Below are 19,172 nucleotides of genomic sequence, written 5' to 3'. Positions count from 1 at the left end.
ACCGAATGTACTTCCATGCATACCAACGGCAACGACTGGTCCGCACACGAATACGTCGACGCGGTAGCACGATCCGTTCACGGTGAGACCGTCCGATGGCCGCAGGGACCGAGTATGGATGCGGTGATCGTTCTGCCAGTTCATGCCCGAAACCATCCGGGGAAGAACGCGGTTCTGCTCTGGAATCACGACTTCGGTTGGTCGTGGGGTGTCGAGGAGGCTGACGTGCGAAGGACGATTTCGATTGTCGACCCTCTCGGTATCGGCCGGACACCGGATCCGCTGCGCTGCGCGGATCGAGTCATCGAACTGATCAGCGCCGAGGCAGTTTGCTCGCGCATGTGTAGCGAACACTGATTCGGTCAACTCTGGGGCCACAACGCCTCCGAGAGGACGACGCCCGTGAACCCAGAGAACGTTCCTGCCTCGCACTGTCATTCATTGCCGCGCCGGACGTTCCTCGGTGGCGTCGGTGCTCTTGTCCTCGCCGGAGTGGCAGACGTGGCAACCGGCGCGGCGCCGGCGAAAGCATCGCCCGCCGATCGGTTTCCGCAGAAACCCAACATCGTTGTCATCATCACCGATCAGGAGCGCCGGCCGATGTATTGGCCGCAGGGCTGGGCTGATCAGAATCTGCCCCACCGCAAGAGGATTGCCGATCACGGGCTGACGTTCGACCAGGCAGTGTGCAATACCGCGATGTGCTCGCCCAGTCGTAGTACGTTCTTCACCGGCCTCTTTCCCGCGCGGCACGGGGTCACCAGAACCCTCACCGAAGGCGGCACTGTCTCACCCACCGAGCCACAGTTACAAGTCTCCGAGCAGAACATGGCAAAGCTGCTGGCGTCGGCCGGTTACAACGTTCAGTACCGGGGGAAGTGGCATCTGAGCAAAGGCGTCGAGGGTGGTGATCCGACAAGTGACGATGTAGCGGGATTCGGCTTCGAAGGGTGGATTCCCCCCGACGCGGGTCAGGACACCAATCCGGACCACTTCGGTGGCGGGTGCGCCGACCATGATCGCCGTGTTGCCGAGGAGGCAGTCGATTTCCTCTCCGGATCTGCGGTCACATCCGGGCAGCCTTGGGCGCTCATCGTCTCGTTCGTGAACCCACACGACGTCCTCGCGTACCCCCAGACCTGGAATGCGATGAACGGAACGTGCGACAACTATGGATCGGACGCGCCAGGCGCCTTCGAGCAGGGGATCGACTTGCCGCCCACTTTCGACGAGATCCTGGCACTCAATCACAAACCGACAGCGCAGGTTCAGTCGGAATTGCTACTCGCAGCCGGGCTCGGCCCGCTGCTCGGGCCTGATCAGGCACGCAACTACATCAACTTCTACGCCTACATGCACAAGGTGGTCGACGAACACATCGGCAGCGTGCTCGACGCGATCGAAGCCACCCCGCAGATGCTCGACGACACCGTGATCGTACGGATGTCCGATCACGGGGAGATGGGGATGAGCCACGGAGGTTTGCGGCAGAAGGTGTTCAACGCCTACGAGGAAACGCTGCGCGTTCCACTGGTCATCAGCAACCCCTTGCTGTTTCCCGAACCCGTTCGCACAGACGCCTTGGCGTCGTTGATCGACGTGATGCCCACTCTCGCCACTCTCGCCCAAGCGCCAGCGCGTGAATCGTGGAACTTCTCGGGTACCGATCTGACACCGGTCATCGTCGACGCTGCCGCCTACCCCCACGGTCCCAGCGCGCAGGTTCAGGACACGATTCTGTTCACCTACGACGATCAGAATTGTGCGACGCCCGACGGTCAGAACATCGTCACCCAGCCCAATCACATCCGCTGCATCCGGGAGAACCGATGGAAGTACACGATGTACTTCGATCCTGCGGGAGTTGCTGCGCCGCAATACGAACTCTACGACTTACAAGCCGACCCCTTGGAACTGAACAATCTCGCCAATCCGCTCAATATCGGCTCGTATCGGCCGGATCTGGCGGCTCAGATGAACGCCAAGCTCTTCGCAGTGATGGAGACCAAGGGCGTTTCTCTGAAGGAATAGATCGAATTTCGCCAAAACTGATTCACGTTTCAGTTCTGCGGGCATGCTGATGGGGCATCTGTCTTCGGTTCGGGAAGAAGGAATGTCATGACTGTCACCTCGCCGGGGCGAGAAGGTTTCAGTACTCTTCGGTCGGGAGGGTTGAACTGGGATTCGTTCCCACTCCGATTGTTCACCAAGGGAAATGCCAAATTCTGGAACCCAACCGACCTCGATTTTTCCCAGGACGCTCGTGACTGGCAGGAGCTGACCAGCGAGCAGCAGCGCAGCGCCACCTTCCTGTGCGCGCAGTTCATTGCCGGTGAAGAAGCCGTCACCGAAGACATTCAACCGTTCATGAAAGCGATGTCGACCGAGGGGCGATTCGGCGACGAGATGTACTTGACGCAGTTCTGTTTCGAGGAAGCCAAGCACACCCAGGTCTTTCGGCTGTGGATGGACGAAGTGGGATTGACCAGCGATCTGCATTCCTACGTCGCTGACAATCCGTACTACCGGCAACTGTTCTACGAGGAGTTGCCTTCGTCGCTACGCATTCTCGAGACGGATCCGAGTCCGGTCAACCAGGTGCGTGCCAGCGTCACGTACAACCACGTCATCGAGGGCAGTTTGGCGTTGACGGGCTACTACGCCTGGCAGAAAGTCTGTGCGACGCGCGGAATCCTGCCTGGCATGCAGCAATTGGTGCGCAAGATCGGTGACGACGAGCGACGGCACATGGCTTGGGGGACGTTCACCTGCCGAAGGCACGTAGCCGCCGACGATCACAACTGGGACGTCGTCCAGCAGCGGATGGGTGAACTCATGCCCATGGCACTCGGAATGATCAACTGGGTCAACGATCAATTCGAGGTGCAGCCGTTCGGTTTGGACAATCAGGAGTTCCTCGAGTACGCCGCAGACCGTGCGCAGCGCCGACTTTCGGCGATCGAGTCCGCGCGCGGGCGCGACGTCGCCGAGATCGACCTCGACTATTCGCCGGAGACCCTCGAGGAAAAGTTCGGGGCGGAAGATGCCGCTGCGATGAGTGAGGCGGCCAAATGACAGCGAATTCTATTGGGGCCAAGCCGAGTTCTGGATGACCTCGACAAAATCGATGTGCCGAAATCCCGGCACAAAATGTTCGAGTACGTCAGCGTTGACCGTCCCGAATGTACTTTCGGGACGGTGCTTGAAGCCTTCGGTGAAAGCCTTCAAGATCTGATTCTTGAAATCCGGGCGCGGGTGAGCCGCGGTGACGGCGTCAATGTCGGCCTGGTCGAGTTCGCTGTATCCGATTCCGAGTACGTCGGTCTCCACACCCGCTGTCACCAAGGCGATTTCGGGTTCCAATTGGGAGGGGATCTCGGGCGTCGTGTGCAGAGCGATGCCTTCCCACACTGTGCGGATGTCGGTTTCGTCGACTCCGTAGCCGGTGAGGAATCGCCGCGCTTCGTCGGCGCTGTCCAATTCGAAACGTGACGTACTGTCCCGGAATTTCGCGGTGAGCCCCAGGTCGTGGAACATGGCGCCGACGTAGAGCAATTCGGGGTCGGCCTGCAGACCCAGACGCGCTCCTTGAAGCGATCCGAAGAGGAAGACACGTCGCGAGTGGTGAAACAGTAACTCGGACGCCGTATCTCGTACCAGCTCGGTGGCGTCGGCAGCCATCTTCGAATCGGGGATTTTCACACCGGCAATGATCGTGGTCATCGGTACCTGCTCTGCTCGTCGTTGCTGCGAATTTCTCGGTCTATCCCAGTGTCGGTCGAGCACGCCCGCGGGCGCACCCTGATCTCGGCCATACTGTCCACAGATCAGGACGAAGGAGAGCGCATCGTGACCGCAGTGCATCGAGTTGCCGTCCTGGTGTTCGACGGCGTCAAACTGCTCGACGTCGCAGGTCCGAGTGAGGTGTTCGCGGAAGCCAATCGCGGCGGGGCGAACTACGAGTTGGTGATCTGTTCGGTAGGTGGACACGATGTCGACTCCTCGACCGGGATGCGCATTCCGGTCGACCGTGACGTTGTAGATTCCGGTTCTTTCGACACGTTGCTGGTCATGGGTGGAGACGTGTTCCCGTCGACGCCGGTGAGTCCGGAACTGCGCGAGGCAGCGAGCGATCTGGCGGGGCGTTCGGGCCGGGTTGCCTCGATCTGTACCGGGACATTCATTCTTGCGGCGAGTGGATTGCTCGACGGACGCCGCGCTACGACACATTGGCAACACACGGCAACGCTGGCGCGCGCCTATCCACAGATCACGGTGGTTCCTGACGCCATCTTCATTCAGGATGGCGCGGTGTTCTCGTCTGCGGGTGTGACCGCCGGCATCGACCTCGCGCTCGCATTGCTCGAGCGTGATCATGGTGCAGAAATGGCTCGACGCGTCGCACAACTTCTGGTGGTATTTCTCCAGCGTCCAGGCGGACAGTCACAGTTTTCGCCCTCGCTCAGTGGGCCGCGGCCTCGGGTCCCTGCGCTGCGAGAAGTGGTCGACGCAGTTGCGGCCGATCCGGCGGGGGAGTATTCGGTCGAGCAACTGGCTGCCCTGGCGCACCTGAGCCCGCGTCATCTGACGAGGCTCTTTCGCGAAGAATTAGGGACGACGCCGGCCAAATACGTCGAGTTGATCCGTTTCGACTCTGCGAAGGCGCTCCTCGATGCCGGCCACTCGGTGACCGAAGCCGCGCAGTTGGCGGGATTCGGCAGTTCGGAATCCCTACGACGAGCATTTTCGACTCATCTCGGAATCTCGCCCCAGGTGTACCGTCGTCGGTTTCAAGCGTTCGGCTAGGACTGACTTTCGTGCTTGCCTTGTGGCGGGCTCATGCCCTGCTTGTCGAGCCAGGCAAGGCTGTAATCGGCGATCTCACGCCAACCGTGGTCGATGGTCAGCGAGTGACCTCGGTCGCCGAATACCTTGTATTCGTTGATCGTCGGGGCCTTGGCGTACTTCTTGAACGAGCTGTCCGAACTGGCCTTCGGTACTGTGCGATCCTTACCGCCGCCGATCATCAGGAGGGGGCCGCGGCGGGCGTTGAAATCCACTGCAGCGGGGCTGTGGGGCGCGAAGTTGGCGAGTGCTGCCTCGAACAACGGCCGTCCGGGGGCGGGAATTGCATACTGCTCGAACAGGGCGTCGGACTCGTCCTGGGACACGGCGCTGGCGAAGGACTTGTGGAACGATTTTCTGTTGTGTGAGTAGGCCTTCCGGTAGTTGCCGGGGTTGGACAGGACAGGGAACACGCTTCCAAGCTGAACGAGAGGAAGTTTCAACACACCTTTGCGCTGAGCGGGGTCGATGGCAATTGCCGCGGTCGCCAACTTCTGGCCCAGCAGTTTCTGCGCGATCAAACCTCCGAACGAATGCCCGACCACGATCGGTGGTTCGTCGAGATCAGCGATCACCTTGGCGTAGTGGTCCGTCACGTCGTCGATGCCGTGTCCCGCGATGTCCTCCGGGTGTTCGCGCGTCTCACCCACCGTGGACGCATCCCCTGGCCATCCGGGTGCCATCGTGGAGTACCCCTGCGCGTTGAAAACCTGCGCCCAGGGATCCCACGTGGTCGGGTGCATCCAGAGTCCGTGGATGAACAGAACAGTCGGGTTGGACTTGGGCGACATGCGCGCTCCCCGCTATCGGACCGATGATCGATACGGGATGCCCGCTTTTTACGGACTCATTCACCAGTGACCAGATCCTCGACAGAGGTCATTGTCACTCGTCCGTGATCAGGCGGTAAATGACGTATATGGCAAACCATCCCATCGCGACCGATGCGAGAACAAATAGCACTTCGAAGAACATGACCATGTAAATCGCTGCCTCACTGGTTGAAGGAATCGCTCTAGTATCGAACATATCGCAAGTGGTTGTTGCGATATGACGGGGTGTCGCGGTTGGCACAATGAGGCCATGAAGCAAAGGGGCCGAGCGGTCCGAACGGCCGTGATCGAAGCGACTGTGCGAAAGGTTGCTGAACTAGGACCGCAGTCGGTGACGATCGCCGCGATAGCGGTCGAAGCGGACGTTCATCCAACGTCGATCTACCGCCGATGGGCGACGGTCGACTTGCTGGTCGTGGATGCTCTCCGCGAGTTCACGGATGCAGGTTTGGCGATACCTGACACCGGGACACTCTTCGGCGATCTTCGGACTTTTGCTCGGAGTCTCCAAGATTGGCTCGCGACAGACACCGGATTGGCACTGGCCCGTACGGGTGTGATGCCTACCGACGACGCGGAAATCTTGGCTGCGCGCGCACAGTTCTGGCGCGCCCGATTCGATGCGGCAGCGGTCATGATTCACCGTGGAATCGAACGCGGCGAGGTCCCGGACGGTACTGATCCAGATACTGTTCTCGCGGCACTAGCTTCGCCGATCCGGCTGGCAGCGATTTCCCAGAACACCGAGCCTCGTATCGAACTCGACAAACTGGTTGCACTTGTCGTCGGCGTTGATCCAATAGTGAAATGATCGACGGCATGGCACTAACCGGCTCTGCGAAGACGATGGCACTGTGGACCACCGCTTTTGTTGTCTCACAAGCAAACATTGCGCGTTTACTCGGGCCGGTGGCTCCTAAAGTATTGGAAGTGCAGACGGCGTTTTCCGCTCGTCGGTACCTCGAGATCTTGGACTCCATGGATGCGGAGGCCACGGCGCGATTTCGTAGTCACTACTACCCGGACTTCGTACATCCCGCGATCTACGCGATGGCTTTGCGGTCCGCAGGCAAGCGGCTCGGAGAGCGGGTTCCCCTTTCGACCGCAACTCGGCGCGCGCTTGCCGTAGCGCCGGTGCTGTCGGCGGCGGGCGATTATGTCGAGAACGTGATCGGCCTCCATTTCCTCGATCATCGCGACAGCATCACCGACTCGAGGGTTCGCGCCGCCTCGACGGTCAGTATTGCCAAATGGGTACTCGCACTCGGAACTTTCGGATATTTGTCGCAGGGTTTTGTCAGAGTATGGGTATCGCGAAAATGAGGAGCACTGATGGCAGTCGAACTCGGTACCGAATACTTCGCTGACGGAGAAGAGTTCCGTCGATGGCTGTGCGAGAACCACGAGGCGGTCCCCGGGCTTTGGCTGAAAATGGCCAAGAAGACCTCGTCACACAGTTCGATCGACTACGACCAAGCGTTGGACGTTGCCCTGTGCTTCGGCTGGATCGACAGCCTCTCCCGGCGAATCGACGACGATTTTTTCGTGCAGAAGTTTTCGCGTCGCACTGCGCGGAGTCCGTGGTCCAAACGCAACGTCGAGATAGTCGCCCGCCTCGACGCTGCGGGACGTCTCGAGCCGTCCGGCATCGCTGAGATAGAGAAGGCCAAGGCCGACGGCCGCTGGGATCGCGCATACGAGGGAGCAGCCAAGGCCGAGGTCCCGAAGGACTTTCTCGATGCGCTTGCGGAAAACCCGAAGGCTCGCGAGTTCTACGCGACGCTCAATTCCACCAATCGATTCACCATCGCGTACCGACTGCAGGAGGCAAAGCGTCCGGAGACACGCGCCAGGCGGATCGAGAAGTTCGTGAACCAACTCGCGGAGGGCAAGAAGTTCTACTGAGCTGACTGGGACGGCTGATCGACTTTCAACGTGGCTGACACAATAGGGCTCGTGATCGAAGCCGAGACCTGTTCCGCGCTGTCTGCTGTTGACGAACCGTTGGCAGGCAGCGCTGCCGTCGTGCGGGGTTGGGTATGCCTCGAATTCAATGCCGCTTGGGGTCGTGACGTGCTGGACGGTACGGCCTTGGGGGAGGAGCTTGCCGCCGAGCTGAGTCGGCGAGCTGATGCTGCCGACGTACGAATCATGTTCATTCGGCGACCAGGCCGCACCGATCCGCTGACTGATGGGCACACGGTCTTGCTCGCGCGCTCCGATCCGAGCGACTCGTGGTGCGAACGGTTGCGCATCGATTCACCGGCTGATCTGCTCGACATCGATTTCGCGCTACTCGACGGCCCTCCACCAGGATTGGGCGACTCGGTGGACGAGCCAGTCGTCTTGGTTTGTGCGCACGGTAAGCGTGACCAATGCTGCGCTGTGTTCGGCAGGCCGATTGCCGCAGCGCTGATGTCGTCCTTCGGACCCCAGGTGTGGGAGTGTTCGCATACTGGCGGGCACCGATTTGCGCCGTCGATGATCCTGCTGCCGAGCGGCAATACGTACGGCCGTCTGTCCGCTGGTGAGAGTGTCACGGCCGTGGAGGTGGCTTCCCGAGATCAGGTCCATTTGCCAGGCCTGCGTGGACGGAGTTGCTGGTTTCCTGCGGGGCAGGCTTCGGAAGTTGCTGTACGACAACAAATCAGCTGCGGAATCGACGATTTGGCCGTCATCGAGCAGGCCAGTGACGGGACATGCGTCGTCGCACATGTGGACGGACGGCGGTGGATGGTCGAGACTGCGGTCTCCGAACTCGCGCCGCGTCCACCGAGCTGCGGCGCGGCGCCCAAACCGGTCAGGCCAGTTGTCGTCACGTCGATTCGAGAACTGTGATTCCCTCGTCGGTTCCATACGATCAGTCTCGATGAATGCGATCACATGGGCCGGCAGGTGGCGCGGAGGATACGGACTCCATCAGATCCACAGTCTGCTGGCGTGACAAGCGGATTCGGGACTTAGGCAGCGGCGGTTCGGGGGAATAGCGGCACCGTTGCAGGTGCGAAGTAGCATCGCAGCTATGACTGTCGATCTGGTTGCACCTGACGAGGCCTTGTGGGCGTCCTGGTTGGAGTCGCGTGACGAGTGGGGCGGACCGCAGGCGGACCAGCCCGGTTCGGCATTGGGAGTTGCGCAACGTCTAGATCTCGATCTTGCCTCCCGGGATGGATTCGGGCAGTGGGTGCAGGAGTTGTTGGCGCAGCCAGAGGCAGTGCCGGGGCCCGACATTGTCCCGGCAACCAACTGGTGGATCGTTCGAGACGGCAGGTACCTCGGCGCTATCCAGTTGCGGCACAGCTTGAATGAGTTCTTGGCCGATGTCGGTGGTCACATCGGCTATGGGGTCAGGCCGTCGGAACGCCGGAAAGGTTTAGCGTCGGCTGCTCTGCGGGAGGTGCTCACGTATGCAGGCGACCCGGTGGGGCTCAGTCGCGTCCTGATTACCTGCGACGAAACGAACGCGGGTTCACGTAAGGCAATCGAAGGGTGTGGTGGTCTACTCGACAGCGTGCGCCCAGCTGATCAGTTGTCGCGCAACCTCGGTCACACGGGGGATACGCTTCGCTACTGGGCAGTCACGGGCCGGTCAAGCGTCAGTTGACCGATGTCTGACCGTCAACGGGAAGCCACGGTCGCAGGGTAGGCGACACGGGCAGCGATGCTTTCGCTGAGGTCTTGGATTTCTGCGGCGAGGGTATCGCGGCGCTTCGTGTCCGACTCGTGAACGAATGTTGTAGATCCCAGTGTGGCACCGCAGTATTCGATGATGCCGCGCTCGATCTGTGTCCGGAAGGCCTCGTACACACCGTGGCGTTCGAAACTTTCCGCGTCGTCACCCGCGACAGGGATCAGGTGGACCGTGAGTCGGTCCAGTTTCTTCACGAATTCGCTTCCCGGGGTGAACTCGTACGCCCATCCGCTGACGAAGACTCGATCGATCCAACCTTTGAGTAGTGCGGGCATCGACCACCAGTACATCGGAAACACGAGAATCAGATCGTCTGCTCGATCGATTCGGTCCTGCTCGGCTACAACGTCGGCCGGGGGAGTCCCCTTGCCGCGGAACAGGTTCACATCGGCTTTGGAGAATCGGGGATCGAAATTCTCGGCATGTAGGTCCGCGATGTCGACATCGCCGCCCAGGTCGCGGATCGCGTCGGCGGTAGAACGGGCGACATGCTGGGTAAGTGACTGTGGATCGGAGTGGGAGACTACGACGAGTGTGGTCATGAGCGTTCCTTCGGTAGATGGTGCGCTTATGTACTAAGAGTAGGTTACTATTGGTATATAGCGCAAGGAGGTGTCCGATGGCACGAACGAGACTGTCGCGAGCCGACAGGTACGAACAACTCGTGGAGGTGTCATGGGCACTGGTGCGAGAGGAGGGCGCGGATGCGCTGACCCTCGGCCGGTTGGCTGAACGTGCCGGCGTTGCAAAGCCGGTCGTCTACAGCCATTTCGCCTCCCGCGCTGCGCTGTTGGCGGCCCTCTTCAAGGAATTCGACGATCGTCAGACGGTGATGCTCGGGGAATACCTCGAAGCTGCGGAGGAGTCTGTGAACGGGCGGGCGAATGCCATCGCCGACTCCTATGTCGGATGTTCACTGGCACAGGGGCGTGAACTGGCGGGAGTGCTTGCAGCGCTGGAGGGCTCGCCCGAGCTGGAGCAGGTCAAGCGCGAGTCGGAACGCGCCTATTCAGAGCGTTGTCGCGAGGTGCTGGCTCCTTTCAGTGCCGACGGGCTTGGACAATCATCGATGACTGCGATATTCGGTGCTGCAGAGGCCCTCTCGCACGCGGCGGTCGTCGGAGTGCTCTCGCCCGAGGACGCCAAAGGTGAACTTGCCGCGCTGATCGTCGCGGTCGTCGGCAGGCCATCACTGACTGGGTAGTGCGGTGCAGCCGTGATCTCATCGCCTACAGGTGCCCATCCAGTTCGAACCGCTCTCGCACGGAGTCGGATATCGCCGCGAGGGTGCTGACGAACGCGTCGATGGCGGGAGCGAGCGGAGGTTTCCCGTAGGTTGCGACGGAGACAGTGCGTCGCTCGCCGGGAATGCGGTGTGCGCGGATGCCCGGGTTCTGATGTGCATGGAGAGCGAGGGCGGGAAGGGTGCTGACTCCGCTTCCGGAGGTGACCAGCGCTTGGACCGCGACGTAGTCGTCGGTCTCGAACTCGATCCGTGGAACGAACCCAGCTCGATTGCAGGCGGTGAGAAGGTGGGCGCGGCAGCTCGGACAGCCTGCAATCCAGGTCTCACCGGCGTAGTCCGTGATCTCGTTGGCGGCATCTGCATTCCGCGCAGAGGTGATCAGGTACAACGGATCGTCCAGCAACGTCGTTAGGGTGACGTGCTTCAGCCCCACATCCGGGGTATCCGCGTGTGCGAAAACGACAGCTACGTCGACGTCGTTGTTACGAAGCATTGCAAGTGCTTTGGGTGGTTCTGCATCAACGAGGCTGATGGACACGTCGGGGTACTGGGATGTGAACGCTGCCATCGCCTGCGGAATCAAACTCGCCAGGGCTGACGGGAATGCGGCAAGTCGTACCCGCCCCGCCCTCAGTCCCGCGTACGTTTCGACTTCGGCTACGGCAGCGTCGACGTGACCGAGAATTTCCGTGGCGCGCCGAACCAGTACCGCACCGGCATCCGTCAGACGAAGCCCACGACCGGCTCGCTGGAACAGCGGAACTCCGACTTCCGATTCGAGCTGTCGAAGGTGGTGACTGATGGAGGGCTGCGCGTAACCGAGCGAATCGGCGGCGGCTGTCACCGATCCTTCCTGTGCGACAGCGACCAAGACCCTAAGCCGAATTAGATCGAGCATGACGAAATCATAGAGGATTTCGATGCTTTCGACGAAAACATGTATTAGACCTATGAATCAGTGTTTGACAGGGTGATCCACATGGCACAGGCACCTGATCTCGCGGCAACAACCGGGCTACAACCACCCACTTGGGCGGACATTCAGCGTGCAAGTCAGGTTGTCCGACGCCACCTACCGGTCACGCCCCTGATATCGCACCCGACCTTGGGAGCGGGCTCGTGCAGCCAATTGTTCGTCAAACATGAGAACGTGCACCCCACAGGTGCGTTCAAGGTTCGTGGTGGACTGAACTTGGTGGCTGGACTCGATGAGCCGACGCGGGCCCGAGGCATCATCGGCTACTCGACGGGAAATCATGCTCAGTCCCTGGCGTATGCCGCAGCGGATACGGGCGTGCGGTGCGTAATTGTGATGCCGGCTGGGGCGAATCCGGTCAAGGCTCACGCTGTCCGCATGCTTGGGGCCGACCTCATCGAGCATGGCGCAAACTTCGACGAGGCACGCGCTCACGCAGAGTTCATCAGCGAACGTGACGGCCTGCGTCTCGTCAGCGCCGCCAATGAGCCGGCAATCCTCGCCGGTGTTGCTACGGCGTACGTCGAACTCGTCGAGCAGCAGTCAGATCTGGACGCCGTGGTGGTCCCCGTCGGTGGTGGCAGTGGTGCGGCGGCCGCTTGCCTCGTCGCCAGTGCGCTTGCACCGCACCTGGAGGTGTTCGCGGTGCAGTCGGAGGCCGCACGAGCGGCGCACGACTCGTGGACTTCCGGCACTTGTGTCGAGCGCCCGAACGCCACTCGTGTCGAAGGGCTCGCGACCGGGGCCGGATTCTCATTGACTCAACGTGTCATGCGAGAACGGCTAGGTGGTTTCTTGCTCGTCACGGACGATGACATCACCCTCGCTCAGCGGGCTCTCCTCTTCGACGCACACACTTTGAGTGAGGGCGCCGGTGCGGCCGCACTTGCTGCGGTCTACGCACATCCGAACACCTTCGCGGACAAGCGTGTTGCCGTCGTCTGTACGGGCGCCAATGCCTCCGAGAGTGAGATCCGCAGGGTCGTCAGCTAATCGATAACACGATCGGAAGAATGTGTAGTGGCAGGGAACTGACGCGCGAAGCTGTTCTCGCGTCAAACTCGTCCGGATATCGCATCACGCCGGTCTTCAAGGTGCACGGCACTGCGCACAAATCGCGTCGCGAACTTTTGCGATAGGTTCCCAGATATGAAACAGTCCGGGGTTGCTGTTGTCGATCACCATCAGTTCGTTGTCGGATCGAGGGACGCCGAAACCTACGAACCGTTGGAAACGGGCAGTGCAATGGAAGTAGGCCCAAATTTTGTCACGATCCTGACCGGTATCGCGTATGGGCCGGTCGCGTTAACCGTCGAGGTATTGGACTACGTACCAAGCGAACTCGATCCATCTGCGGTGTGGGAGGTAATAGAGGAAGCGACGATCAAAATCAGCAAACCTGTCCGGGTTGTCACCATGGATGGAGAGCTCTCGTCGGACTTCACGCGAGTGTCAATCGGCAAGGGACTGCACACATTCCGTGTTTCTGGCCTTGGCCGCGACAGCAACTGGGATCTCACAGTGACAGAACCCGTGGAGTCCTACTTGCTGCAGGTGTGGAAGGCTACCTATCCCGCTGCCATGCGAAGACTTCACAAAACCGATGCCGCTTGGGACCAGGAGATTGTCACTCACAAGGTTCGCAACTTCTGGGATCCTGATCCGGCAGGAGATGCGACCCTCTACCTGAAGTACGGCTACGAGCAGATGGCGACGTGGGCCAAAGAGGAGGCAATCCGATGGGGAGGACGCCCACCCACCGACAAACTGCGAGGCCAGCCATATGCCAAAGAGTTTGCGGGCCAAGACAGGATGCTTGTTGATGCGATGGTTCGTTGCCGAGGGCCAAAGCTGCGGCGAATCGCGGCATGGTCAGCGCGCCGGGCGTACACGATCGCCGGAATCGTCGAGATCGAATGGATCCGGGCCGGTCTCGACGCGTTGGACAACGGCGATCCACTGCCGTACCCGTTCGACAGTAGGACCGGTGCGAATGTTTGGGACACTTTTCTGGCGGAATCGCGCATCGAAATGTGGACCACAGACGACACCGGAGAGAAACACGCGACGATTGCTCTCGTCGCCCACCGCGCGTTGGTCGATGCCAACATGGAAGAACCATTGTCGGCCGCTTTCAACGGACTGCGGACTGCGGCAATTGCCGATGGGCACAACTATGTGCAACTCATTGCCGACCTGCGCCGTGAGTTCTTTCCGAAGCTGGCACCAGCCGACGAGTACGAGCGCTGGATAGGGCACAGCGTTTGATCGTCTGACCATCGCCGTACACCCGCACGGAATGTGGCGGCCCACCTGGATCCGACCCACTCGACATCGCCGTAGCCAAGGGTATTTCGGCCAGAAGCGTTGTGCGACCAGGTGCTGTCCGCGGCTGACCTACTGCACTTGGCTCCGGGCTGCCAGCGCCAACTATTCCGGACCCTTGGGGTGCAGGAGTTCAGTGATGCTTATATGCCCGGCCTTGGGTTCGTTCGGAAGGCTGACCGGCACAAGCCCCATGCTTTCCCGACGCTCGTTGACCGAAAAGACGTACTGGGCAAATTCAGGTTTGACGTGCACGTCCGGAAACCGTGCGCGAAGTTCGCCCACGATCCGATAGCCCTCGTCGTACCAGTCGAAAACGTTGATCCCTGGACGCCACCTCGGTCGCATCGCGAAGCCGTCGATCTCGGTCACAAAGAACTTTTGGAAGCGATCAGTCCACGCCAGTATCTTCTCTCCGAGTTCGTCGTCGATCCCCATTTGGCTCGGGAGAACGTATGCCTGCGGGAACCGTTGCGGCGGGACGACAATCAATTCCTTCGACGGCCATAGTGAACTGGGATGGCCATGGTCAGGATAGATTCTGATGACTAGCACTGCAGATCCCTTGCGGTGGCCAACACGCTACGAGGCGAAGTCACACCACCGGTCACCAGTGCGTTCCGGGCACGAGTCGGGCGGCGCGTCGGCCGAGTCTGCGGATGCGCGAGCGTGAATGGCGCTGACGCGACGGTGTTGCCGAAACGTCTGACGGAGTTTCTTTGTCTACCTGCCCCTTTGCCGCCGGGGAGTCAGGGAAGGCCTGGTACATCTGGTTGAGAATCCGGTCCTTGGTGTGCGGTGCGAACAAGGTTCCCAGATCACCCAGAGTGCCCAGTGGCACGTCGATGCGCTTGGGGCGTTCGATCAGCGCGCGGATCACCATTGCCGCAGCCTTTTCCGGGCTGGTGATCGGGCCGTTGTTGTATTCGCCGGTCGGAGCGATCATCGGCGTTTCGACCAGCGGCATGTGGATGGTCGTGAAAGTGATTCCGTCCGCCAGGGTTTCGGAGGCAGCTACGTCGGAGAAACCGTCGAGCGCGGCCTTGCTCGCCACGTAGGCCGAGAATCTAGGCGTTGCCGCCTGGACTCCCGCGCTGCTGATGTTCACGATGTGACCGAAGCGGCGAGAACGCATGGTGGGCAACAATGCGAGCACCAATCGCACAGCGCCGAAGTAGTTCACGGCCATTGTTCGTTCGTAGTCGTGGAAACGATCCGTGGAATGGTAAATGCCGCGCCGAATGGATCGGCCGGCGTTGTTGACCAACATGTCCACGTGATCATGTTCTGTCAGAATGCTTTTGATCGTGTGCTGGACCGACTCGTCGTCGGTGATGTCGCAGGGATAACCGAACGCTTTGCCTCCGCTTGATCGAATCTCCTGTACCGCGGCATCGAGTTCGTCGGTGCGGCGTGCGATCAGGAGAACTGTGGCGCCTTTCTGGGCGGCGGCGATGGCAGAGGCCTTGCCGATTCCGGACGAGCCACCGGTGATCAGGACTATCCGCCCGACCAGTGGTCCTTCGGGATGGTTGCGACGTGCGCGATTGGGATCGAGGTTTGCGCGCCAGTACTTCCACAAGACCGTCGAGTAGGAGCCGAACTCGGGGACCGTCAGGCCTGATCCGGCGAGGGCGGCAACGGTTCTCTCGGAGGTGAAGGTCGGCGCCATCGTCATGTTGTCGAGCAACGCTGCAGGCATGCCGATGCGATCGAGGAAGACTTTCCGTGCCGATTCTGCCGAGTCCATCGGCAATGGCGAGACAAAGGGTTTGGCGATCACGCCCGGCAGGCTGAGCGCGGGCCGCGGTGCTCCGGCGGCCTTGGCGAGGCCGGCATAGATTTCGCGTACCGGTTGAGGTTTCGGATTGACGAGATGGAATGCTTCGCCGTCACGGCCGGGCACATGCATCAACTCGACGAGGGCAGCGGCCACATAATCGACCGGCACCACGTTGGTTGCCCCGAGGTTGGGGATCGGGACAGGTAGTGCTGCAGGTAGTTTCGCGAGTAGCGCCAGACCTGGGAACAAGTAATACGGTCCGTCGATCTTGTCCATCTCTCCGGTGACGGAGTTGCCGACCACGGCAGACGGCCGATAAACACGCCAGGTGAGGCCTTCTCGTTCTCGAACGAGCTTCTCGGCCTCGAACTTGGTTCGGTGGTACGGCGTCGGAAAGCCTTGGCCGCAATCGAAATCGGTCTCGCTGAACGTGCCCGGATAGTCGCCTGCGACTGCGACCGATGACACGTGATGAAGGGTGGCTCCCAGTTTCGCAGCAAGTTCGACCACGGAGCGTGTGCCCTCGACATTCGTCGAAGCCTGCTCGTCTCCGGCCGTGATGTCGTAGATCGCGCCGAGGTGAAGGACATGGTCGGCCGGCGGGGGAGAGTCGATGCCCAGCTCGGGCTCGGTCAGATCGCCAACGAGCGGATGCACTCGATCGCCGCCGGGAATTGCCGACACCTGTGCTTCGAGTTTTGCGACAGAACCCGCTCTGACCAGCACGTGGATCTGAGCAGTTTCATCATGCTCGAGCAGGAGCGGTAGTACAGCTCGTCCGAGGAACCCGGTGCCGCCAGTGACGATGTATGTGGCCATGGTCGGTAACTTACTCCAAAGTAAGATCGACGGCTAGAGGGAACCGGACATCAATGCGTCATGACGCCATCCTCGGTGTCGAAGTCGATGCCCGCAGTGATGATTCCGGAAAACAGGAACGCGACGGCAAGTGCAAGAGCGGGGATTGCAAGGATCCATTCGAAAATTGTCATGCTCCAAGTCTGACGAAATCAGCTTCGGAGAACATCGCCCTGCGGAGCGATTTAGGCGATCGGGCAGTCATCCTCGAGGACGACTGCCCGATCAGGGAAATCCACTAGTGCGTGATCAGTGGCCCGAAATCAGTGGCCGATGCCGACCTTCGCGTGAACTTTTTTCATCCAGGCCGGAGCCCACCAGTTCGCTTCGCCCATCAACTTCACGAGCGAGGGCACGAGCAACATGCGGATGATGGTCGCGTCGACGATCAGCGCGACGATCATGCCGACGCCCAGGAACTTCATCACCGACAACCCGGACATCGCGAATGCCCCCGTCACCACGATCAGGAGTAGGGCGGCGGCCGTCACGATTCGGCCGGTGCGTTCGGTTCCGAACTTGACTGCTTCCTCCGTCGTCGCTCCCGCGTTCTTGGCCTCGACCATCCGGGACATCAGGAAAACCTCGTAGTCCGTGGACAATCCGAACACCACCGCCAGGATGAGCACGACGAACGTCGCCTCCAGCGGAGTTTGACTGACCCCGAGGAGTTCGACGCCGTGACCGTCCTGGAAGACGAAGGTGAGGACGCCGAAGGTGGTCGCGAGGCTCAGCGCGGCCATCAGTACCGCCTTGATGGGCAGGACCACCGAACCGAACGCGAGGAACAACAGGATCAAGGTCGATCCGACCATGATGAGGATCATCACCGGCAACCAGTGCAGGACGGCGTTGTTGCCGTCGTCGACCATGGCTTGACCGCCACCGACAAGCAGCACTGTTCCGTCAGGAGCGGAGATCGCGCGCAGATCTGTCACTGCGGTGCTCTGTGATTGGGGTGTAGAGCCCTCGCTGTAGAGAGCCTGAACCGCGATGAGTTGATTGGTGCTCGCGACGACGGTCGCCTGACCGATGCCCTCGACCTGACCGGCGGACTCGGCGATCGCTGCACCTTCGGCCGGGGTGAGAGTGTTCCCGTCCTCGGCCTGAAGGATCATCGTCGCGCCGTTGCCGGTCTGCGGGAAGTCGTTGACCAACGTGTCCATTGCGACGCGAGCGGGGTCGTTGTCCGGGAGTGCGGTGTACGAGAGTTCTCCCAAACGGGCACCGAGCAGCGGCGAGGCCATCACGAGCAGCACGGCCACGATCGTCACCGAGACCGCGACCGGACGCTTCATCACCCACGTGACGACGCGGCCCCAGAACTTGCGCGAGCGTTCCTCGCCGCGTTGCGCCGCATCCTTGCGCCACGTCAGGGCGTTGATGCGATGCCCCAGAATGGCAAGCAGCGCAGGCACAGCGGTCAGCGACAGAACTGCCGCGCTCAGTACTGCTGCGATCGCACCGAAACCCAAAGACCGGATGACGGCCTGCGGGAAAACGAGCATGCCGCTGAACGCGCAGATCAGCAGCAGACCCGAGAACATGACGGTGCGACCCGCGGTCAGAACTGTCCGCTGCGCAGCCGCTCCCGGGTCCGAGCCCGAATTCAGTTCTTCACGGAACCGACCGACCACGAACAGTCCGTAGTCGATTGCAAGTCCCAACCCGAGAAGAGAAGCGACGTTGATCGAGAACGAGGACACATCGGTGATCAGCGTGAGGACTCGCAGAACCGCCAAGGCGCTCAAGACACTGAGTACACCCACGAACACCGGAACCGCCGCAGCGACGACGCCGCCGAAGATGAAGACCAGCAGCACCAGAGTGATCGGAATGGCGATGGCTTCGGCGACCACCAGGTCTTTCTCCAGCTTGGTGTTGAACGCGACGCCGACAACGGTATTACCCGCGAATTGTGCCTCGGCACCTTCAACTTCGAGCTTCGGCAAGAGATCGGCGAAAGTAGCAGGTGTGACGCCCGAGTCCGGTGCCAACGTGATCGCAACGGCCGCCATGGATCCGTCGTTCGAGAGCAGACTGGCCTTGGCCGCGGCGTCCGTTCCCCAATACGACTTCACCGACGCGGTCGGCACTTCCGTTTTGAACTGGTCGACGGCGGCCGTCACTGCCGGCCCGATGTCGTCGAGGGTCTTACCGTCGGTGGGTGAGTAGATCGCGATGATGTCCGGGGTCTGCGGTCCGAGATTGTCTTCGATGATGTCCGCAACCTTCGCGGAGTCGCTGCCCGGATCGATGAAGCCGCCCTGGCTGAGCTTGCCGAACACTCCGAGTCCCCACACCCCACTGATGAGAACTATCAGAACCGCGAGGCTCAGTACCCACCATTTCCGGGCGACGACGGTTTGGGCCCAGCGTGTCATGTATCAACTCCGGTGTGTGGGGGCGTCTGGCCAGATCGACTGTAGTGGGCGTTTGGTCTTGAATCGGAAACGTCATGCATACTGCTCGAAGCACTTGCAAGCCACGTGTGTGGGGGAAGCCGGTCCGAATCCGGCGCTGACCCGCAACGGTAGGTCGATTCTCGGTAGTCACCGAGCGTCGGCAAGCCCGATTACCCACCGCGCGGTGTGCGACATCCATTCGTCGTGGTC

General features: G+C 60.8%; 20 protein-coding genes and 1 riboswitch. Of the genes, 12 read left to right on the top strand and 8 right to left on the bottom strand.

What is annotated here, in order from left to right:
• The first annotated feature begins 15 nt into the window (after positions 1–15).
• The 3 genes from R4P70_RS17835 (at position 16) to R4P70_RS17825 (ending at position 3,075) form a co-directional block, all read left to right on the top strand.
• Entirely contained in the window at positions 16–357 is a 342-nt protein-coding gene (locus R4P70_RS17835) for a DUF6292 family protein (RefSeq protein ID WP_020906953.1), read from the top strand.
• A 45-nt stretch (positions 358–402) separates the two neighbouring features.
• Positions 403–2,031 carry a sulfatase-like hydrolase/transferase gene (locus tag R4P70_RS17830; RefSeq protein ID WP_283569486.1) on the top strand — a complete coding sequence of 543 codons (1,629 nt, stop codon included), beginning with the start codon at positions 403–405 and terminating at the stop codon, positions 2,029–2,031.
• An 87-nt stretch (positions 2,032–2,118) separates the two neighbouring features.
• Positions 2,119–3,075: a R2-like ligand-binding oxidase gene (locus R4P70_RS17825; RefSeq protein WP_019747614.1), complete on the top strand. Its 957-nt coding sequence runs from the start codon at positions 2,119–2,121 to the stop codon at positions 3,073–3,075.
• Positions 3,076–3,084: 9 nt separating this feature from the next.
• Here the strand turns inward: R4P70_RS17825 and R4P70_RS17820 are convergent, their stop codons facing one another.
• Positions 3,085–3,723, bottom strand: a complete 639-nt coding sequence (locus R4P70_RS17820) for an HD domain-containing protein (RefSeq protein ID WP_283569485.1) — start codon at positions 3,721–3,723, stop codon at positions 3,085–3,087.
• A gap of 126 nt (positions 3,724–3,849) precedes the next feature.
• Here R4P70_RS17820 and R4P70_RS17815 point away from each other — a divergent pair, with 126 nt between their 5' ends.
• Entirely contained in the window at positions 3,850–4,806 is a 957-nt protein-coding gene (locus R4P70_RS17815) for a GlxA family transcriptional regulator (protein WP_024487375.1), read from the top strand.
• Here R4P70_RS17815 and R4P70_RS17810 read toward each other — a convergent pair.
• The gene (locus R4P70_RS17810) at positions 4,803–5,636 is read right to left on the bottom strand and encodes an alpha/beta hydrolase (RefSeq protein ID WP_283569484.1); all 834 of its coding nucleotides are present in this window, start codon (positions 5,634–5,636) and stop codon (positions 4,803–4,805) included. The two genes, R4P70_RS17815 and R4P70_RS17810, sit on opposite strands and share 4 nt — an antisense overlap.
• 292 nt (positions 5,637–5,928) lie before the next feature.
• On the opposite strand from R4P70_RS17810, the gene R4P70_RS17805 reads away from it, so the two are divergent.
• The 5 genes from R4P70_RS17805 to R4P70_RS17785 all read left to right on the top strand — a co-directional run bounded on the left by R4P70_RS17805 (position 5,929) and on the right by R4P70_RS17785 (position 9,282).
• Positions 5,929–6,489 carry a TetR-like C-terminal domain-containing protein gene (locus R4P70_RS17805; protein WP_070386976.1) on the top strand — a complete coding sequence of 187 codons (561 nt, stop codon included), beginning with the start codon at positions 5,929–5,931 and terminating at the stop codon, positions 6,487–6,489.
• A gap of 8 nt (positions 6,490–6,497) precedes the next feature.
• On the top strand, positions 6,498–7,001 hold the full coding sequence (locus R4P70_RS17800; protein WP_283569483.1) for a hypothetical protein: 504 nt from the start codon (positions 6,498–6,500) through the stop codon (positions 6,999–7,001).
• Between the two features lie 9 nt (positions 7,002–7,010).
• On the top strand, positions 7,011–7,583 hold the full coding sequence (locus R4P70_RS17795) for a YdeI/OmpD-associated family protein (protein ID WP_283569482.1): 573 nt from the start codon (positions 7,011–7,013) through the stop codon (positions 7,581–7,583).
• Between the two features lie 30 nt (positions 7,584–7,613).
• Complete coding sequence (locus R4P70_RS17790; RefSeq protein ID WP_411742475.1) at positions 7,614–8,516, top strand: sucrase ferredoxin; 903 nt, start codon at positions 7,614–7,616, stop codon at positions 8,514–8,516.
• 184 nt (positions 8,517–8,700) lie between these two features.
• Positions 8,701–9,282 (top strand): GNAT family N-acetyltransferase, encoded by a 582-nt coding sequence (locus tag R4P70_RS17785; protein ID WP_020906959.1) that lies wholly within the window; start codon positions 8,701–8,703, stop codon positions 9,280–9,282.
• Between the two features lie 14 nt (positions 9,283–9,296).
• On the opposite strand, the gene R4P70_RS17780 is transcribed toward R4P70_RS17785, so the two are convergent.
• Entirely contained in the window at positions 9,297–9,911 is a 615-nt protein-coding gene (locus R4P70_RS17780) for an NAD(P)H-dependent oxidoreductase (RefSeq protein ID WP_283569481.1), read from the bottom strand.
• 77 nt (positions 9,912–9,988) lie between these two features.
• On the opposite strand from R4P70_RS17780, the gene R4P70_RS17775 reads away from it, so the two are divergent.
• Entirely contained in the window at positions 9,989–10,573 is a 585-nt protein-coding gene (locus R4P70_RS17775) for a TetR/AcrR family transcriptional regulator (protein WP_283569480.1), read from the top strand.
• Between the two features lie 25 nt (positions 10,574–10,598).
• Here R4P70_RS17775 and R4P70_RS17770 read toward each other — a convergent pair whose 3' ends face one another.
• Positions 10,599–11,513, bottom strand: a complete 915-nt coding sequence (locus R4P70_RS17770; protein WP_283569479.1) for a LysR family transcriptional regulator — start codon at positions 11,511–11,513, stop codon at positions 10,599–10,601.
• Between the two features lie 81 nt (positions 11,514–11,594).
• Between R4P70_RS17770 and R4P70_RS17765 the strand changes: the two genes are divergently transcribed.
• Together R4P70_RS17765 and R4P70_RS17760 are read left to right on the top strand one after the other, a co-directional pair.
• Complete coding sequence (locus tag R4P70_RS17765) at positions 11,595–12,584, top strand: threonine/serine dehydratase (RefSeq protein WP_283569478.1); 990 nt, start codon at positions 11,595–11,597, stop codon at positions 12,582–12,584.
• Positions 12,585–12,740: 156 nt separating this feature from the next.
• Complete coding sequence (locus R4P70_RS17760) at positions 12,741–13,859, top strand: transposase (RefSeq protein ID WP_283569477.1); 1,119 nt, start codon at positions 12,741–12,743, stop codon at positions 13,857–13,859.
• A 162-nt stretch (positions 13,860–14,021) separates the two neighbouring features.
• Here the strand turns inward: R4P70_RS17760 and R4P70_RS17755 are convergent, their stop codons facing one another.
• From R4P70_RS17755 to R4P70_RS17740, 4 genes are all read right to left on the bottom strand, one after another.
• Positions 14,022–14,471 carry a hypothetical protein gene (locus R4P70_RS17755; RefSeq protein ID WP_230091124.1) on the bottom strand — a complete coding sequence of 150 codons (450 nt, stop codon included), beginning with the start codon at positions 14,469–14,471 and terminating at the stop codon, positions 14,022–14,024.
• 52 nt (positions 14,472–14,523) lie between these two features.
• The gene (locus R4P70_RS17750; protein ID WP_283569476.1) at positions 14,524–16,518 is read right to left on the bottom strand and encodes an SDR family oxidoreductase; all 1,995 of its coding nucleotides are present in this window, start codon (positions 16,516–16,518) and stop codon (positions 14,524–14,526) included.
• A 50-nt stretch (positions 16,519–16,568) separates the two neighbouring features.
• Complete coding sequence (locus R4P70_RS17745; RefSeq protein WP_019747629.1) at positions 16,569–16,691, bottom strand: hypothetical protein; 123 nt, start codon at positions 16,689–16,691, stop codon at positions 16,569–16,571.
• Positions 16,692–16,820: 129 nt separating this feature from the next.
• Positions 16,821–18,941, bottom strand: coding sequence for an MMPL family transporter (locus R4P70_RS17740; RefSeq protein WP_019747630.1), 2,121 nt, complete (start codon positions 18,939–18,941; stop codon positions 16,821–16,823).
• A gap of 71 nt (positions 18,942–19,012) precedes the next feature.
• A riboswitch (cobalamin riboswitch) is annotated at positions 19,013–19,159 on the top strand.
• Positions 19,160–19,172: the final 13 nt, after the last annotated feature.

The sequence above is a fragment of the Rhodococcus sp. IEGM 1241 genome (assembly GCF_033142365.1).
Classification (GTDB): Bacteria; Actinomycetota; Actinomycetes; order Mycobacteriales; family Mycobacteriaceae; genus Rhodococcus_F; species Rhodococcus_F erythropolis.
Note: the sequence above shows the minus strand (reverse complement) of the source record. Positions and strands in the feature narration are given on the sequence as shown.

What these genes read in the sequence shown, in the direction of transcription:
- R4P70_RS17835 (WP_020906953.1), top strand. Translation starts at nt 16, where the DNA reads ATGCATACCAACGGCAACGACTGGTCCGCACACGAATACGTCGACGCG.
- R4P70_RS17805 (WP_070386976.1), top strand. Translation starts at nt 5,929, where the DNA reads ATGAAGCAAAGGGGCCGAGCGGTCCGAACGGCCGTGATCGAAGCGACT.
- R4P70_RS17740 (WP_019747630.1), bottom strand. Translation starts at nt 18,941, where the DNA reads ATGACACGCTGGGCCCAAACCGTCGTCGCCCGGAAATGGTGGGTACTG.
- R4P70_RS17795 (WP_283569482.1), top strand. Translation starts at nt 7,011, where the DNA reads ATGGCAGTCGAACTCGGTACCGAATACTTCGCTGACGGAGAAGAGTTC.
- R4P70_RS17820 (WP_283569485.1), bottom strand. Translation starts at nt 3,723, where the DNA reads ATGACCACGATCATTGCCGGTGTGAAAATCCCCGATTCGAAGATGGCT.
- R4P70_RS17810 (WP_283569484.1), bottom strand. Translation starts at nt 5,636, where the DNA reads ATGTCGCCCAAGTCCAACCCGACTGTTCTGTTCATCCACGGACTCTGG.
- R4P70_RS17750 (WP_283569476.1), bottom strand. Translation starts at nt 16,518, where the DNA reads ATGGCCACATACATCGTCACTGGCGGCACCGGGTTCCTCGGACGAGCT.
- R4P70_RS17760 (WP_283569477.1), top strand. Translation starts at nt 12,741, where the DNA reads ATGAAACAGTCCGGGGTTGCTGTTGTCGATCACCATCAGTTCGTTGTC.
- R4P70_RS17825 (WP_019747614.1), top strand. Translation starts at nt 2,119, where the DNA reads ATGACTGTCACCTCGCCGGGGCGAGAAGGTTTCAGTACTCTTCGGTCG.
- R4P70_RS17745 (WP_019747629.1), bottom strand. Translation starts at nt 16,691, where the DNA reads ATGACAATTTTCGAATGGATCCTTGCAATCCCCGCTCTTGCACTTGCC.
- R4P70_RS17770 (WP_283569479.1), bottom strand. Translation starts at nt 11,513, where the DNA reads ATGCTCGATCTAATTCGGCTTAGGGTCTTGGTCGCTGTCGCACAGGAA.
- R4P70_RS17785 (WP_020906959.1), top strand. Translation starts at nt 8,701, where the DNA reads ATGACTGTCGATCTGGTTGCACCTGACGAGGCCTTGTGGGCGTCCTGG.
- R4P70_RS17780 (WP_283569481.1), bottom strand. Translation starts at nt 9,911, where the DNA reads ATGACCACACTCGTCGTAGTCTCCCACTCCGATCCACAGTCACTTACC.
- R4P70_RS17765 (WP_283569478.1), top strand. Translation starts at nt 11,595, where the DNA reads ATGGCACAGGCACCTGATCTCGCGGCAACAACCGGGCTACAACCACCC.
- R4P70_RS17800 (WP_283569483.1), top strand. Translation starts at nt 6,498, where the DNA reads ATGGCACTAACCGGCTCTGCGAAGACGATGGCACTGTGGACCACCGCT.
- R4P70_RS17775 (WP_283569480.1), top strand. Translation starts at nt 9,989, where the DNA reads ATGGCACGAACGAGACTGTCGCGAGCCGACAGGTACGAACAACTCGTG.